The organism is Bauldia sp. (genome assembly GCF_020442045.1).
In the GTDB taxonomy this organism is placed as follows: Bacteria; Pseudomonadota; Alphaproteobacteria; order Rhizobiales; family Kaistiaceae; genus Bauldia.
Window position 1 is genome coordinate 1 of sequence record NZ_JAGRLA010000147.1, and the last position, 13612, is coordinate 13612.

A 13612-nucleotide genomic window follows, 5' to 3' on the forward strand; every position below is an offset into this window, starting at 1 on the left:
CGGAAGACGCCCCCTTCGTCGTTCCCGAATACCGGTGAGGCGCGGCATGTATTCCTGTTTCCACAGCGTCGGCCTTCCATCGCGATCCCTGACCGAGGCCATCGATCTTGTCGCCGGCGCGGGCTATACGGCGATCGAGCTGAATGCCGAGACGCTGCCCTGGGCGCCGCCCCATATCACCCCGGAGACCGGCGCCGCGGAGAGGGCGGCGGTGAAGGCCGCATGTGCGTCGCGCGCCCTCGCGATCCCTGCCGTCGGTGCGCATGTCGCCATGGTCGAGGAGGACCCCGCATCGCGGGCCGCCGCCATCGCCTTCGTCAATGGCTGTACCGATATCGCCGTCGATGTCGGCTCGCCCTTCGTCCATATCCTCTCCGGCCCGAAGCCCGACAACGTCGATCGGAGCACGGCTTGGGCATGGTTCATGGAGGCGGTGGAGCAAACCGTGGCCTATGCCGCCGCACGCAACGCCGATCTCGGCATCGAGGCGATCGCCGGGCATCTGTTCCACGGCGTCGACGACTATCACGCGATGCGGAGGGACATTCCGGGCGTCCCGTTCAAGGTCAATTTCGACCCGAGCCATCTCGAGGTTCAGGCGGAGGACCCGCGTCGCGTCGTCGATGAGCTGGCCGACCTCGTCGGCCACGTGCATCTCAAGGACGGCAAGGGCGTCTATCCGCAGTTCGCGTTCCCGCCACTCGGGCAGGGCAGCATCGACTTTCCGGCCCTCGTCGCCGGTCTGAAAGGTGCCGGCTACAAGGGCGCGCTATCGGTCGAATACGAGGCCCAGGTCTACGGATATCGCGAGACCGAAGACGAAATCCTGCGGAACGGGATTGCCTTCTGCGATGGATTGCTCGCCGGTCAGTGACCCGGTGTGACGAGCCCTTATCCGCCGATGGCGCGCCTCTCCGGTTCCCGGTGATGAAAAGCACTCATTTCCCGGCCTTCTCAATCAGAGGTGTCGGCGCTAGTCTTATTGCTCTTGCGTGAGCAGGATCGCCTGTCCGCCCGGATCCAACGGATTCGATAACGAAACGGCAGGTGCCCGTTGGTGACCGTCGGGGAGGGGCGTCACGTGACAACGACCGATATTGGAACCCGTGACCGGCGTGGTGACTGGCGTCCGCCGAACAACATCAAGTCGCCGCCGCTCTTCGAATGGCCCATCCGGCCGATTCCGACCCTGAAATGGTTCTTCGGCTGGCAAGGCTATATCTTTCCGTGGAACGCGCTTTATCTCGCTATCGCGACCGTCACGTGGCTCTGGCTGACGCCTGACATCGAGACCATGCGGAACCTCGAGGTCGGCTGGATCGCGGTCATCCTCCTCCGCAACATGGGCCTGATCTTCCTCGTCTGCGGCGCCTGGCATCTTCGCCTCTACGTCCAGCGGGCGCAGGGCACGGACTACAAGTACAACGGCAAGTGGCTCGCCCGCGACAATCCGATCTTCCTGTTCCGGAACCAGGTCCTCGACAACATGTTCTGGACCGTCGTCGGCGCGGTGCCGATCTGGTCGGCCTATGAGGTGTTGTCGCTATGGGCGATGGCGAACGGCTACATCCCGTATGTCGATTTCGCTGCCCATCCGGTCTATTGCATCATTCTCCTGCTGCTCATTCCGCTGTTCCGCGAGGTCCATTTCTATCTGGTCCACCGGCTGATCCACTGGCCGCCGCTCTACCGCACGGTCCATGCCCTGCATCACAAGAACGCCAATCCCGGACCGTGGTCGGGAATGGCGATGCATCCGGTCGAGCATGCGCTCTATTTCTCGGGCGTGCTGATCCACTGGATCATCCCGTCCCATCCGATCCACGTCATCTTCCACCTGCAGCATCTCGCCTTCACCCCGTCGCAGGGCCATTCCGGGTTCGAGCGGGTGATCATCAAGGGAAATGCCGCGGTCAGGACCGGCGACTATTTCCACTACCTCCATCACAAATACTTCGAGTGCAATTACGGCAACGACCTGATGCCGATCGACGCATGGTTCGGGACGTATCACGATGGCTCGGACGAGGCGCAAGCGCGGATGAACGAGCGCTTCATGAAGCGGAGCAAGCAGAGCGGCGGCGGGTAGAGGCGTTGCGGGTGGTCAGCCCGCCTTCAGGTCGAGCAGGGCGGCGGCCGCCGTCTCGTCGGTCACCAGCGTATTGCAGCCGATCCGGCTGATGGCCGCGGCGATCGCTACTGCCCGGTGCGCGCCCCCGGTCGCGATGACGAGGTGGCCCGCCTTGCGAAGACGATCGAGGTCGATGCTCATCACCCGCTCGTTGAGCGGGTGATCGACGCTTCGCCCGTCGCGGTCGAGGAAATTGCAGAGCACGTCGGAGACCGCACCCTTTGCCACGACCTCACCGAGTTCTTCGCCGGTCACCATCGACGCGCTGAGGGAGGTGGATTCCCGCCCGATGTCGCCGACGCTGAGCACCGCGATATCGAGGGACTTGGCCAGTTCGAGGATGCGGTCGAGCCCGCATTTTTCGATCAGCCGCGTCCTCGTCTCGGCCGAATCGACGAATGCCGGAGCGACGAAGAGGTAGCAATCGGCGCCGAAGCGTGTCGCCATCCGCCAGCTGAATTCCAGGGGGTTGCTGTCGCGCGCCTCGACCATGCCGCCGAGCAGCGAGACGATCTTGACGCCGCTCCGGCGTGCCGGGCGAAGGCTGGTCAACGATGCCGTAAGCGTTCGGCCCCAGCCGACGCCGACCGTCATGTCTTCGGTCACGACCTGCGACAGGAACTGCCCGAGCGCGATGCCGACCGAACGGGCGGCAGCGTCGCCGCTCGCTCCGGGAACGACGATCGCCTCATCGAGGTCGAATACCTGTTCGAGCTGGCTGGCGAGGGCGACGCAGGCGCTTTCGGATTCGTTGATCCAGATCTGGACGTCGCCGCGTTCGGCCGCTTCGTTGAGCAGGCGGATCACCGTGCCCCGGCTGACGCCCAGTCGCTCCGCGACCTCCTTCTGGGTCAGGCCCTGGCTGTGATAGAGCCACGCCGCGCGGATGCGAAGATCATTGTCCTCCGAGACCACCGGCTGGCCGAGGCGCTTCAGTCTTGCCATGCCAGTCTCTCCCGGCGCGGGTTGGTCCGGATGGTTGCGGCACCGGCTCGCGATCGCCACGTCAGCACCGGAGGAAGATGCGTTTCGGCGGCAGGCTGCCTGCTTCGCCGGCCCCGGTCAACATTGCCCGGCGCCAGCTCGTCCGCCGATGCCACCGAGCCGGTCGCCTGGTTCGTTCCGCCGCATGTCACGTCGGCCGGCTACCTTGCCGGCATCGGCCCGCACAATATCCTGTCTGTCCGTCCGTCCTGCGACCACCGAGGCCCTCACTCGACTGCACCGCTCGACAGCCGGACGTTGGAAATTTCTGGACGAACCCACGCGTATAATAAATCATGAGGATGCGATCAGGGAGACGGCGGAGGCCGGGATCGCGACAGGCAAACGGGGACCGGGCGCGCGCGATTTTGACGAGATGCCAAAACTGAAGCGGTCACGATCCTTTGAATGTGCCGAACGCGGAGCGAATGGACATTCGCCGACCGTTTCATTGCCGACAGCTTCGGCTCGACCCTCCCGCATGTCGAGCGAATGACAGGCCTGACCCCGTCAGGCGACCAACCGCGCAAGGCACGGCCGGCAGATGACATTTTCCGCCCTTGATTCAGCGATCACCGGACCGCTCTTCGCGGCCGATGCCATGCGCGCGGTGTTCGACGACCGGGCGCGGATCGCGGCAATGCTGCGGGTAGAGGCCGCGCTGGCGCGGGCGGAGGCGAAATCCGGCCTGGTCGACAAGGCGCTGGCCCCGGCGATCGACCGCATCTCCCCCGCCGCCTTCGACCTCGCGGCGCTCGGGCGCGAGACCGCGGTCGCTGGCGTTCCCGTCATTCCCTTTGTCAGGGCGCTGCAGGGCAAGCTCCCGCAAAAGCTGCGCGCGAGCGTCCATTTCGCGACCACGACCCAGGACATCGCCGATACCGCACTCGTTCTCCAGGTGGCCGAGGCCTTCGATCTGATCGCCGTCGATCTGCGCGAGGTCCTCGGCGGCCTTGCCCGCCTCGCCCGTCGCCACCGCGCGACGCCCTGCGTCGGACGCAGCTATGGCCAGCACGCCGCCCCCGTCACCTTCGGCTATGTTGTCGCCACCTGGCTGGCCGGGATCGGCGAAGCGGCAGCACAACTGCCGGCGCTTCGGCAGCGTGTGCTTGCGCTGTCGCTCGGTGGCCCGGTCGGAACCCTCACCGGTCTCGGCGGTCACGCCGACAGCGTCAGGGCCGCCATGGCCCGCGACCTCGGCCTCGCCGCGCCGGCCGCCTCGTGGCACACGCTTCGCGGCCGCATGGCCGAGGCCGGAACATGGGTCGCGGTCCTCATCGGCGCACTCGCCAAAATGGCGACCGACGTCGCCCGCCTCGCCGCGACCGAGGTTGGCGAGGTGGCGGAGCCCCATGCGCCCGGCCGCGGTGGATCCTCGGCGATGCCGCACAAGCGCAACCCCGTCGCGGCCACGGTCATCCTCGCGGCCCATGCTGCGGCCGCCGGCTATGTCGTCACCCTTCTCAACGCAATGGCGGCCGAATACCAACGGCCTGCCGGGCTGTGGCACGCCGAATGGCACGCGTTGCCCGCGCTCTTTGGCCTTGCGTCAGGCGCCCTGCGCGAGTCCCGCGCTCTCGCCGCCGGCCTGGTCGTCGACACCGCCCGGATGAAAGCCAATCTCGACATTACCGGCGGCATGCCGATGGCGGGCGGGGTGGCCGCCGCGCTTGTCCCGTCGCTCGGGCGCGACAAGGCCCACCGTCTCGTCGCGGAAGCGGCCGACGCGGCGCGTGACCGGGCCGGGTCCTTTGCCGCGCTTGTCCTCGCGGCCGCGCCCGGAAAGTCCCGCCCGGCCGTCGAGGCCGCGCTGTCGACCGCTCCCGCGATCGATGCCGCCGCGGCTGCCGTTCCCCCGATCGTCGCCGAGGCCAGGGCCGTCCGCGCCCGCCTCGCGCCCGCCAAGAGGAAGAGCTGACCCGTGCCCATCGTCAAAGCCAACGGCGTCGATCTCTATTACGAGGAAGCCGGTCCGTCACGCGCGCCCGTTGTTGTCTTCGCCCACTCGGTCGGCTGCTCGCTCGACATCTGGGACGCGCAATTCGCCGCACTCAGCGAGCGCTACCGCTGCATTCGCTACGACGCGCGCGGCCACGGCCGTTCGGCCTCCGTCGACCAGCCGACGACCATGGCCGACCTCGCCACCGACCTCGCCGGCCTGTTCGACGCTCTCGGCATCGACAGCGCCCATATCGCGGGCCTCTCGATCGGCGGCATGACCGCGCAGGCCTTCACCCTCGCCCATCCCGACCGGGCCCGCAGCCTGATTCTCGTCGCTACGACAGCGGAATTTCCGACGCCCGAATTCTGGCAGAACCGGTCCGACACCGTCCGCCGCGACGGCATGGCATCGGTGGTCGAACAACTGCTGCCGCGCTGGTTCACCCCCGCCTTCATGGCCCGCGAGCCGGCGGTGATCGACGCCTATCGCCAACGCTTCAACGCCACCGATCCCGTCGGCTACGGCCGCTGCTGCGAGGCGATCGGCAGCTTCGACCTCCGCCGAGAGGTCGGCGCGATCAAGGCGCCGACCCTGATCATCGTCGGCGACCAGGACCCGGCGACGCCGCCGGCCATGGCCGAATATCTGCGCGAGCAGATCGCAGGGTCGGAGATGGTCGTCGTTTCCGGCGCCGCCCACATCATCTCGGTCGAGAAGCCCGAGGCCGTGACGGCCCAGCTCGCCGCCTTCCTCGCCCGCCACGAGCCCGACGCTCCAGAAGGGGCTTTCGCCAGGGGCCTCGTGACCCGTGCCTCGGTGCTCGGCGACGCCTATGTCCAACGCGCGCTCGAACGAGCCGGCGCCTTCGCCATGCCCTGGCAGGATTTCCTCACGCGCCACGCCTGGCACGATGTCTGGACCGATCCGACCCTTCCCCGCAAGACACGCTCGCTCCTGACGCTGGCCATGATGATCGCCCTCCACCGCGAGGAGGAGTTCAAGATCCACCTGAGGCCGGCCCTCAACAACGGCGTCAGCCTCGAGGAGCTTCGCGCGATGGTCATGCAGACCGGCATCTATGCCGGCATTCCGGCCGGCAACGCGGCGATGCGCTGGATTCGCGAGGAACTCGCTGACGAGATTGCCGCATACGAGAAGACGCAGGGTTAGGCGGCGTCCCTTACCGGACTTCCGGTCCCTTCGCGACGCGGTCCCTGGCGGGTTGGCAGCGGGACGCGCCTTCGCTTTCTACTCAGCCCGTGCGATCTGAAGGATATGCGCCGCGGTGCTCGTGTCGGTTGCCAGGGCATTTATCAGGCCGCTTCGCGCGGCGCCAACGATGCTGATCGCCTTGGCCCCGGAAACGGCGGCGCCTATTCGAAACGGCACCTTGAGCAGCTGTTTCGGCTCGATCGCGACGAGCATGCGTTCTTCCTGCCAATGGACTCGCCGTCCCGTGGCGTCGAAATAGCGTAGCAGCACGTCGCCCGCTGCATGATCGATCGCCGCATCCTTCGGTGTCAGTGACACATCGGTTGTCGAACTCGCCCCCCCATGAGGTCGGCCGACGCCGACGATAACGGTATCCAGCCGATCCCATAGCTCAAGGCTTTCCCGAATCCGTGGATCCTTGGTGAGGGCCTTTCGGGTCTCGTCGGCGAGAAGGTAGGGGACGTGAAGGAACTTGGGCGTGCCGCCGAGTTGGGTGGCCGCGAGGCGAACCATCTCGCCGACCTGAAAATGCGCCGCGGCTTCCGGAATACCGCCGCATAACGGCACCGTCGTGACGCCGTGGATCTGGGGCAACCCGATCTGGATCACTTCCCAGATGGTACGGCCCCAACCGAGACCGAGGACCGAGCCTGCTCCGAGTCCCGTCTTGCGCAAAAGTTGGCCTACCGGGTCGGCAATGGCGGCCATCGCCCCCGGGTTCGGGGCACTCTGGGCGATCGCGACATGGGCGAGGCCGAGCGCTTCGCGAAGTTGCTCCGCAAGCTCGTCGGTTCCGACGAACTCGCCGATCTCGATGCGCACGATGCCTTCTTCCCGGGCACGCTTTATCAGGCGCGAGACCGTTGCAGTCGAAATCTGCATCTGCTCGGCGATCTGGCGTTGCGACAGATCCTTCTCGTAGTGGAGGCGTGCCACCGCATAGAGAAGCGTGCGAGAGGTGGGAGAGGCTGGATCCATGGAAATTTCGTATTGCAATCTCGTTCTGTAATTAGTTACATCTAGCATTGACCGCGATGCCAGCGGCCGCCGTCGCTGCCCGTCTGTCGGTTATCGGGACGAAATCTAGGCCCTTGAGGCGTGGGAGGAAACAGATGAAAATTCGGACGAAATGGTTGGGTATTGCCGCAGCCGCCTTTTCCGTGGCCGCCATCGCCGGCAGCGCGTCGGCTCAGGACAAGCGCACCATCGCCCTCGTCTACGGCATCAAGGGCGATGCTTTCTATGTGACGATGGAGAAGGGTGCCCAGGCGAAGGCGGATGAGCTTGGCGTCACCTTGCTCGCCGATGGGCCGTCGCAGTGGAATCCTGCGATTCAGACCCCGATCGTCGATGCCATGATCGCGCGCAAGGTCGATGGCCTGATCGCCGTGCCGAATGATCCGCAGGCGATGATCGCAGTGCTCCAGCGTGCGAATGACATGGGTATCCCCGTCGTGACGACCGACCAGTTCATCGGCGACGGTGATTATGCGAACGGGTCGGTGACCTTCCCGCTTAGCTACGTTGCCTCCGACAATTTCGGCGGTGGCAAGCTCGCTTGCGAAACGTTGATCGAGGGTATGGGTGGAAAAGGGACCCTCTACGTCCTCGTCTCCACTCCCAACGTTCCATCCGACGTAGCGCGCCGCGACGGCTGCCTGGCCGCGGTCGAAGCCACGAATGGCGCGGTTGAACTCGCCGGCGTCGACTATACCCAGAGCAACGCCACCATCGCCACCACACAGACCCAGGCCGCGCTCCAGAAGAATCCGAACATCACCGCGATCTTCGGCGGCAACCTCTTCAGCGCCCAGGGCGCGTCCGCCGCGGTCAAGACCGCGAACCTGGCCGGTACCGTCAAGATCGCGAGTTTCGACGCGCCGGAACAGGCGATCGACGACCTTCGCGCCGAGGTGGTGGACATCGTGATCGCTCAACAGCCTGCGCTGATCGGCGCAACCGCGGTGCAGTACATCGTCGACGCACTCGACGGCAAGACCGCGGACATCCCGAGGAAGCTCGCGACGCCATTCGTGGTTATCACTCGCGAGAATGTCGATACTCCCGAGGCTCAGGCCGCGATCTACAAGGACAAGTAGGAACGGCCGCCTATCGCAGCCGATCGAACGATATCGAAGATGACCGTTCAATCGTCAGGGGGCGCCGATACGGCCGGCGCCCCTGGTGTCGGGGTTCAGGCGGTGCGGCTCATTGGCCGCGTCTGGGCGTGGCTCTTCCTCCTCGCGCTGATCGCATTCTTCACTGCGACGGCCCCGCACTTCTTCGATCTCTTCAACTTCCAGGCGATGGGGGCGAACACCGCGATCGTCCTCGTTCTCGCGCTCGGCCAGACCTTCGTCATCATCACCGGGGGAATCGACCTCTCGGTCGGCTACGTGATGGGCCTCGCGACGGTCGTCATCTCGCTGATCATGCAGAATATGGTGGGATACCCGCTGCCGGTTGCCCTGCTCGCGGGCATGGCAGGCGGCCTCGGGGTTGGCATCACCGCCGGCCTCTTCAACGGCTTTGTCGTCGCGAGGCTGAACGTTTCCCCCTTCATCGCCACCCTCGGTACGCTCGGCATCGCCCAGGGGCTGGCTTTCGTATTGTCCGGTGGCCCGCCGGTAAGTATCCAGATCCCGGGTCTCGGTGCGCTGGGCAACGGTTACGTCGTCTATTGGCATTCGACCTTCGGCCTCGGGCTGTTCGGATTGCCGGAGGGCGTGACGGGGCCCGAAATGCGGAATGTCCGGAGCTTCATTCCGCTGCAGCTCCTTTACGCTGGGGTCTTGACCGCGACCTGCGCTTATCTGCTTTCGTCCACCCAGTTCGGGCGTCATGTCTATGCCATTGGCGGCAGCGCCAAAGCCGCCCTGCGTGCCGGTATTCCCGTCAAGCGCGACCTCTTCAAGGTCTATGTCCTCTCGTCGGTGATGGCCTCGCTCGCGGGCCTCATGTACGTGCTGCGATACACCGGCGGCGTTGCCAGTTCCGGCGACGCGCTGCTCCTCTCCTCGATCGCGGCAATCGTCATAGGCGGTGCCTCGCTGTTCGGGGGCGAAGGGCGGATCGGCGGCACGCTGGTCGGCGCGATGATCATAGCCGTTATCCAGAATGGCCTTGTGCTCCTCGGTATCGATCCGTTCTGGCAATACGCCGCCGTTGGCGCGGTCATTATTCTCGCCGTGCTTGCCGACCAGGCGAAGCTGAGGATCGTGCGGTGAGTGAATCAAGCACCACGGCGATCCTCAGCTGTCGCGGAATGGTCAAGCGCTTCGGAGGCCTGGTCGCGGTAGACAACGTCGATCTCGATCTTGCCGCGGGAGAGGTGCTGGCTCTGGTTGGTGACAACGGAGCGGGCAAGTCGACGCTGGTCCAGATGATCTCCGGCGTCTTTCGGGCCGATGGTGGCACGGTCTCTCTCGATGGCGAGCAGAAGGTATTCGCTTCGCCCGAAGACGCCCGCGCCGCCGGCATCGAGACCATCTACCAGGACCTCGCGCTATGCGACAATCTCACCGCGGCCGACAATATCTTTCTCGGCCGCGAGATACGCCGGCGCCGTTTCGGATTGCTGCCGGGACTTGACCAGGCCGAGATGCGCGACAGAGCGCGCACGGTACTCGACGAACTGCATATCCGGATACCCGATCTCAATGCGCCGGTGCGCGCGTTGTCGGGTGGCCAGCGGCAGGCCGTGGCCATCTCACGCGCCGTGTATTGGCAAGCGCGGATCATGGTCATGGACGAGCCGACGGCCGCGCTCGGGGTGCCGGAACAGCGCAAGGTCATGGATCTGATCCGTCTCCTCAAGAGCCGTGGCGTACCCGTCATCCTGATCAGCCACAATATGCAGGACGTCTTCGAGATATCGGACCGGATATTCGTAATGCGACGAGGGGCCAAAGTCGGTGACTTCCCGACGTCGGCGACGGAGCCGAACGAGATCGTTCGCGCGATGATAGGTGGTTGACAGGGGAACAGATGCACATGAGAAATTTCACGACTGCAGAGCTACGCGGCTTCCAGCAGATCTGCACCCCTGAAGGCGCTGTCGTTGCCATCGCCTGTGACCAGCGCGGTGGCATGCGGTCGCTCCTCGCGAGCGATCCCGAAAAACAGGCCGCGATAAGCGATTCCGACCTTGGGTTGGTGAAGTCCGACATCGTGCGCTACCTTGGCGCGGAGGCCTCCTGCTTCCTGCTGGATCCGGTTTGCGCGCTGCCCGGCGTTGTCGAGAGCGGCGCGCTGCCACGCGATGTCGGCCTCCTGGTCGGGCTCGATGCGTCCGGCTTCGACACGGATCCTGCCGGTTATCGTCTTTCGCGCCTTGCCAAGAACGTCGACGCACGCCGGGTACGGGCCCTTGGCGGCACCGGCGGCAAGATCATGGTCTATCTGCGCGCCGACCGGCCGGAGGCCAACGATCACAACATCGACATCCTGAAGCGCTGCATCGATGATTTCGCCCGAGAGGACCTGCTTCTCGTTGTCGAGTTTCTGACCTATGCCCTCGAGGGAGAAAGCAAGGAGGCATACGCCGAGGCGATGCCGGCGCTGGTCGAGGGAGGCGTGAGGATTTCGCTCGATTGCGGGGCAAAGGTCCTCAAGGTCCCCTATCCCGGCACTCCGGAATCGTGTGCGACGATCAATGATATGGCGGACGGAACGCCCTGGACGATTCTATCTGCCGGTGTCGACCATGCCACCTTTCTCGATCAGGTTCGATCGGCGGTGGCGAAGGGGGCTGCCGGGGTCATCGCCGGCCGGGCGGTTTGGAAAGACTGCATCTCGCTTGACCGGGAGGTTACCCGCCAACGGCTGACGGACATCGGTATCCTGCGCCTGAAAGAGATCAATTCCGTCGTTCGTCAAAGCCGCGCATGAGCCGACACGCATGGAAGCGATTGGCGTCGACGTAGGTGGCACGAATCTTCGCGTTGCAAGAGTCGACCTGGACGGAAATATCCGGGAGACGCGGTCCGCGCGCACCGATGGCAATTCGAAAGATGCGTTCGCTTCGATCATCGCTCTTAGTCGCGAGCTGACGACCCCGGCGGTCGTTGGCATCGGCATTGGCGTGCCGGGCCGGGTTGACGTGAAGGAACGTCAGGTGCTCTCGGGCGGTTTCCTGGATTTGTCGGGATTCGGCTTCGCAGCGGCCGTGGAGACAGCCATCGGCAGGCCGGTGGTCATTGATACCGACGCCAATCTTGCTCTCGTGGCAGAATGGATTTTCGGTGCGGCACGCGGGACGGACAACGCCGTCATGCTTACCATTGGTACTGGTATCGGCGGTGCGGCGGTGGTCGAGGGACGGATCCTTCGCGGGATGCGCTGCGCATGCCAGTTCGGCCATGTCACCGTGGAACGCCCCGGCCGGCCTTGTGCCTGCGGCCGCAGTGGCTGCGTCGAGACGACGAGCTCCGGCACGCGGCTCGGGCAGCTTATGCTCGAGGCCGGCTTGCCGGGCTCGATGCGGGCCGAAGCGCTGGCCGACGCGGCCGAGGCCGGCGAGGCATTCGCCCGGGACATTCTGGTCAACTGGGCCGGCCCGCTCAGAGCGGCGATCGACAGCCTTGTCGCAAGCCTCGATCCCGAAAGGATAGTTCTGGGCGGCGGTTTGGGTGCCGTCGCCGCAAGAGCGCTCTCGTTCGTACCCGCCGAGTCGCCTTGGTACCAGTCGGAGGTGGTGCCGGCGGCGCTGGGCGATACGGCCGGCGTGGTGGGCGGTGCCTGGGTAGCGGCCAACCCGGAGCAGGTTGCGAGATGAAGCGAGCGGTGTTGGTGAATGGTGTACCGGCCAGCGGAAAGAGCACGGTCGCCCGCGCCATCAGTGGTCGCTACAACTGGCCGGTCTTCGCCCTGGATACGGTCAAGGAACCTTTTTTTGCCGAGATAGGCACCGGTGACCGCGACTATAACCGGAAGCTGGGCCGTGCCGCCTACGCTGCGATATTCGATACGATCGCCGCTTTTCCCACTCCCCATACCGTGGTCGTCGAGGCCTGGTTCGGCTTTCAGCCCGCCGATCTCCTGAGGCAGCATCTCGCCAAAGCCGGGCTCGGCGACATTGTGGAAATCTGGTGCCACGCGCCGGCCGAAGTGATTGGTCAAAGATATGCAAGCCGTGTCGCCCTGCGCTCGGTCGGGCATCCGGGCCTTGAATATGTGCAGGAGCTGATGGCCTTGACGGAACGCGCACAGCCGATCGGAGAGGGTAAGCTCCTGTCCATCGACACCACCCGGCCTATCGACTTCGTCGCCGTCGACAGGCTTCTCGTCGAGGCGGGGTTTGATCTCCCCGTCGACCGTCGCTGACGTGACCGGACGGATTGGAGAGGCATAGCAGGGCTGCGAGCCTTCGATTTCTGCTCTCCAAAGAGCGGCCGCCGGCCTGCGGGCTCGGATGCGTGCCGATCTAGGCGTGGCCGATCAGCCGGGAACGGGGGCCGTCCGCCAATCCCTCGCGCGCGGCCTGAAGCTGGGCCAGGATGAATGCTCGGGCATGACGGGCAAGGTCTTCGCCATCTTCCCACAGGTTGCGCCAGATGCCGAGAATGCCGCATAGCGGCTGCGAGACGACCACCGAAGAAAACGATTCGAAAGTGATCGGCCCCTCGTAGCCGATGCGCGCCAGTCCCGCGAAGATGCGCTGGAAATCGACGGAGCCGGCCCCGAGATAGCCGCGGTTGGACTCGCCGATATGAATATAGCCGAGGTGGCCGCCGGTATCGACGATAGCCGCCTCGACATTCGCTTCCTCTATGTTCATGTGATAGCTGTCGAGGTGCACCTTGACGTTCGGGACATCCACGAGCCTGCAGAATTCGACCGCCTGGGCGGCTGTGTTGAGCATGTTGGACTCGTAGCGATTGACGACCTCCATGCCCAGCGTGATGCCGCTGGCGGCCGCCTTCTCGGCCGCACGACGAATAGCGTCGGCGGCGCCCATGATGCCGGCTTCGGTCGGTGGTTCGGCATATTTCTGGAAGGCGGAATAGAGAATCCCGCCGACATATTTCGCGCCCACGTCGCGCGCGCCGGACACGACTTCGTCGAGCCGCTTTTCACCGGCTCTGACGCGATCGGGATCGTTGCTGGAGATATCGCTGGAACTGTCGAGACCGAGCGACATGACCGCCTCGATGCCGGCCGCTTCCACCTGCCTGCGGGTGAAGGCGAGATCCATGGCCCGGGGATCGGGAGCTGATATCTCGATAATGTCGAAGCCGAGTTCCGCCGTCCTGGCGACGGCATGGGTACACTCGTCGCGGCTCCAGTCCTTGACCCAGACATTCGCGTGCAAGCCGAGTTTGTTCATGCGCTGCCTTCCAGGG

The 13612-nt window shown here is 65.1% G+C and carries 13 protein-coding genes; 10 read left to right on the forward strand and 3 right to left on the reverse strand.

Annotated features, from left to right (window positions below; all coding sequences use genetic code 11):
• Positions 1 to 46 precede the first annotated feature (46 nt).
• Together KDJ86_RS16400 and KDJ86_RS16405 are read left to right on the forward strand one after the other, a co-directional pair.
• Positions 47 to 874 (forward strand): sugar phosphate isomerase/epimerase family protein, encoded by an 828-nt coding sequence (locus KDJ86_RS16400; RefSeq protein WP_291748225.1) that lies wholly within the window; start codon positions 47 to 49, stop codon positions 872 to 874.
• 207 nt (positions 875 to 1081) lie between these two features.
• Positions 1082 to 2089, forward strand: coding sequence for a sterol desaturase family protein (locus KDJ86_RS16405; RefSeq protein WP_291748228.1), 1008 nt, complete (start codon positions 1082 to 1084; stop codon positions 2087 to 2089).
• Between the two features lie 15 nt (positions 2090 to 2104).
• Here KDJ86_RS16405 and KDJ86_RS16410 read toward each other — a convergent pair whose 3' ends face one another.
• Positions 2105 to 3076, reverse strand: a complete 972-nt coding sequence (locus tag KDJ86_RS16410) for a sugar-binding transcriptional regulator (protein WP_291748230.1) — start codon at positions 3074 to 3076, stop codon at positions 2105 to 2107.
• A gap of 583 nt (positions 3077 to 3659) precedes the next feature.
• On the opposite strand from KDJ86_RS16410, the gene KDJ86_RS16415 reads away from it, so the two are divergent.
• Positions 3660 to 5033 (forward strand): class-II fumarase/aspartase family protein, encoded by a 1374-nt coding sequence (locus KDJ86_RS16415; protein ID WP_291748233.1) that lies wholly within the window; start codon positions 3660 to 3662, stop codon positions 5031 to 5033.
• A gap of 3 nt (positions 5034 to 5036) precedes the next feature.
• Entirely contained in the window at positions 5037 to 6227 is a 1191-nt protein-coding gene (gene pcaDC / locus KDJ86_RS16420) for a bifunctional 3-oxoadipate enol-lactonase/4-carboxymuconolactone decarboxylase PcaDC (protein WP_291748236.1), read from the forward strand.
• Positions 6228 to 6305: 78 nt separating this feature from the next.
• On the opposite strand, the gene KDJ86_RS16425 is transcribed toward pcaDC, so the two are convergent.
• Positions 6306 to 7247, reverse strand: coding sequence for a sugar-binding transcriptional regulator (locus tag KDJ86_RS16425; RefSeq protein WP_291748241.1), 942 nt, complete (start codon positions 7245 to 7247; stop codon positions 6306 to 6308).
• A 134-nt stretch (positions 7248 to 7381) separates the two neighbouring features.
• On the opposite strand from KDJ86_RS16425, the gene KDJ86_RS16430 reads away from it, so the two are divergent.
• The 6 genes from KDJ86_RS16430 to KDJ86_RS16455 are packed head-to-tail and all read left to right on the forward strand — an operon-like array spanning position 7382 to position 12593.
• Positions 7382 to 8368: an ABC transporter substrate-binding protein gene (locus KDJ86_RS16430; protein ID WP_291748244.1), complete on the forward strand. Its 987-nt coding sequence runs from the start codon at positions 7382 to 7384 to the stop codon at positions 8366 to 8368.
• A 39-nt stretch (positions 8369 to 8407) separates the two neighbouring features.
• Positions 8408 to 9496, forward strand: a complete 1089-nt coding sequence (locus KDJ86_RS16435; RefSeq protein ID WP_291748247.1) for an ABC transporter permease — start codon at positions 8408 to 8410, stop codon at positions 9494 to 9496.
• Between the two features lie 38 nt (positions 9497 to 9534).
• Positions 9535 to 10245 carry an ATP-binding cassette domain-containing protein gene (locus tag KDJ86_RS16440; protein ID WP_291748328.1) on the forward strand — a complete coding sequence of 237 codons (711 nt, stop codon included), beginning with the start codon at positions 9535 to 9537 and terminating at the stop codon, positions 10243 to 10245.
• A gap of 17 nt (positions 10246 to 10262) precedes the next feature.
• A complete protein-coding gene (locus KDJ86_RS16445; protein ID WP_291748251.1) occupies positions 10263 to 11159 on the forward strand; it encodes a tagatose-bisphosphate aldolase in 897 nt (298 codons plus the stop codon).
• 10 nt (positions 11160 to 11169) lie between these two features.
• Entirely contained in the window at positions 11170 to 12045 is an 876-nt protein-coding gene (locus KDJ86_RS16450) for an ROK family protein (protein ID WP_291748253.1), read from the forward strand.
• Positions 12042 to 12593 carry a P-loop nucleotide/nucleoside kinase family protein gene (locus KDJ86_RS16455; protein ID WP_291748256.1) on the forward strand — a complete coding sequence of 184 codons (552 nt, stop codon included), beginning with the start codon at positions 12042 to 12044 and terminating at the stop codon, positions 12591 to 12593. Before KDJ86_RS16450 ends, KDJ86_RS16455 begins: the two co-directional genes overlap by 4 nt.
• 100 nt (positions 12594 to 12693) lie before the next feature.
• Here the strand turns inward: KDJ86_RS16455 and KDJ86_RS16460 are convergent, their stop codons facing one another.
• A complete protein-coding gene (locus KDJ86_RS16460; RefSeq protein WP_291748258.1) occupies positions 12694 to 13596 on the reverse strand; it encodes a sugar phosphate isomerase/epimerase family protein in 903 nt (300 codons plus the stop codon).
• Positions 13597 to 13612: the final 16 nt, after the last annotated feature.

Bases quoted from the DNA above. Each gene is read 5' to 3' on its own strand.
- KDJ86_RS16400 (WP_291748225.1), top strand. From the start codon at position 47: ATGTATTCCTGTTTCCACAGCGTCGGCCTTCCATCGCGATCCCTGACC.
- KDJ86_RS16410 (WP_291748230.1), bottom strand. From the start codon at position 3,076: ATGGCAAGACTGAAGCGCCTCGGCCAGCCGGTGGTCTCGGAGGACAAT.
- KDJ86_RS16415 (WP_291748233.1), top strand. From the start codon at position 3,660: ATGACATTTTCCGCCCTTGATTCAGCGATCACCGGACCGCTCTTCGCG.
- KDJ86_RS16425 (WP_291748241.1), bottom strand. From the start codon at position 7,247: ATGGATCCAGCCTCTCCCACCTCTCGCACGCTTCTCTATGCGGTGGCA.
- KDJ86_RS16430 (WP_291748244.1), top strand. From the start codon at position 7,382: ATGAAAATTCGGACGAAATGGTTGGGTATTGCCGCAGCCGCCTTTTCC.
- KDJ86_RS16435 (WP_291748247.1), top strand. From the start codon at position 8,408: ATGACCGTTCAATCGTCAGGGGGCGCCGATACGGCCGGCGCCCCTGGT.
- KDJ86_RS16440 (WP_291748328.1), top strand. From the start codon at position 9,535: ATGGTCAAGCGCTTCGGAGGCCTGGTCGCGGTAGACAACGTCGATCTC.
- KDJ86_RS16445 (WP_291748251.1), top strand. From the start codon at position 10,263: ATGAGAAATTTCACGACTGCAGAGCTACGCGGCTTCCAGCAGATCTGC.
- KDJ86_RS16450 (WP_291748253.1), top strand. From the start codon at position 11,170: ATGGAAGCGATTGGCGTCGACGTAGGTGGCACGAATCTTCGCGTTGCA.
- KDJ86_RS16455 (WP_291748256.1), top strand. From the start codon at position 12,042: ATGAAGCGAGCGGTGTTGGTGAATGGTGTACCGGCCAGCGGAAAGAGC.
- KDJ86_RS16460 (WP_291748258.1), bottom strand. From the start codon at position 13,596: ATGAACAAACTCGGCTTGCACGCGAATGTCTGGGTCAAGGACTGGAGC.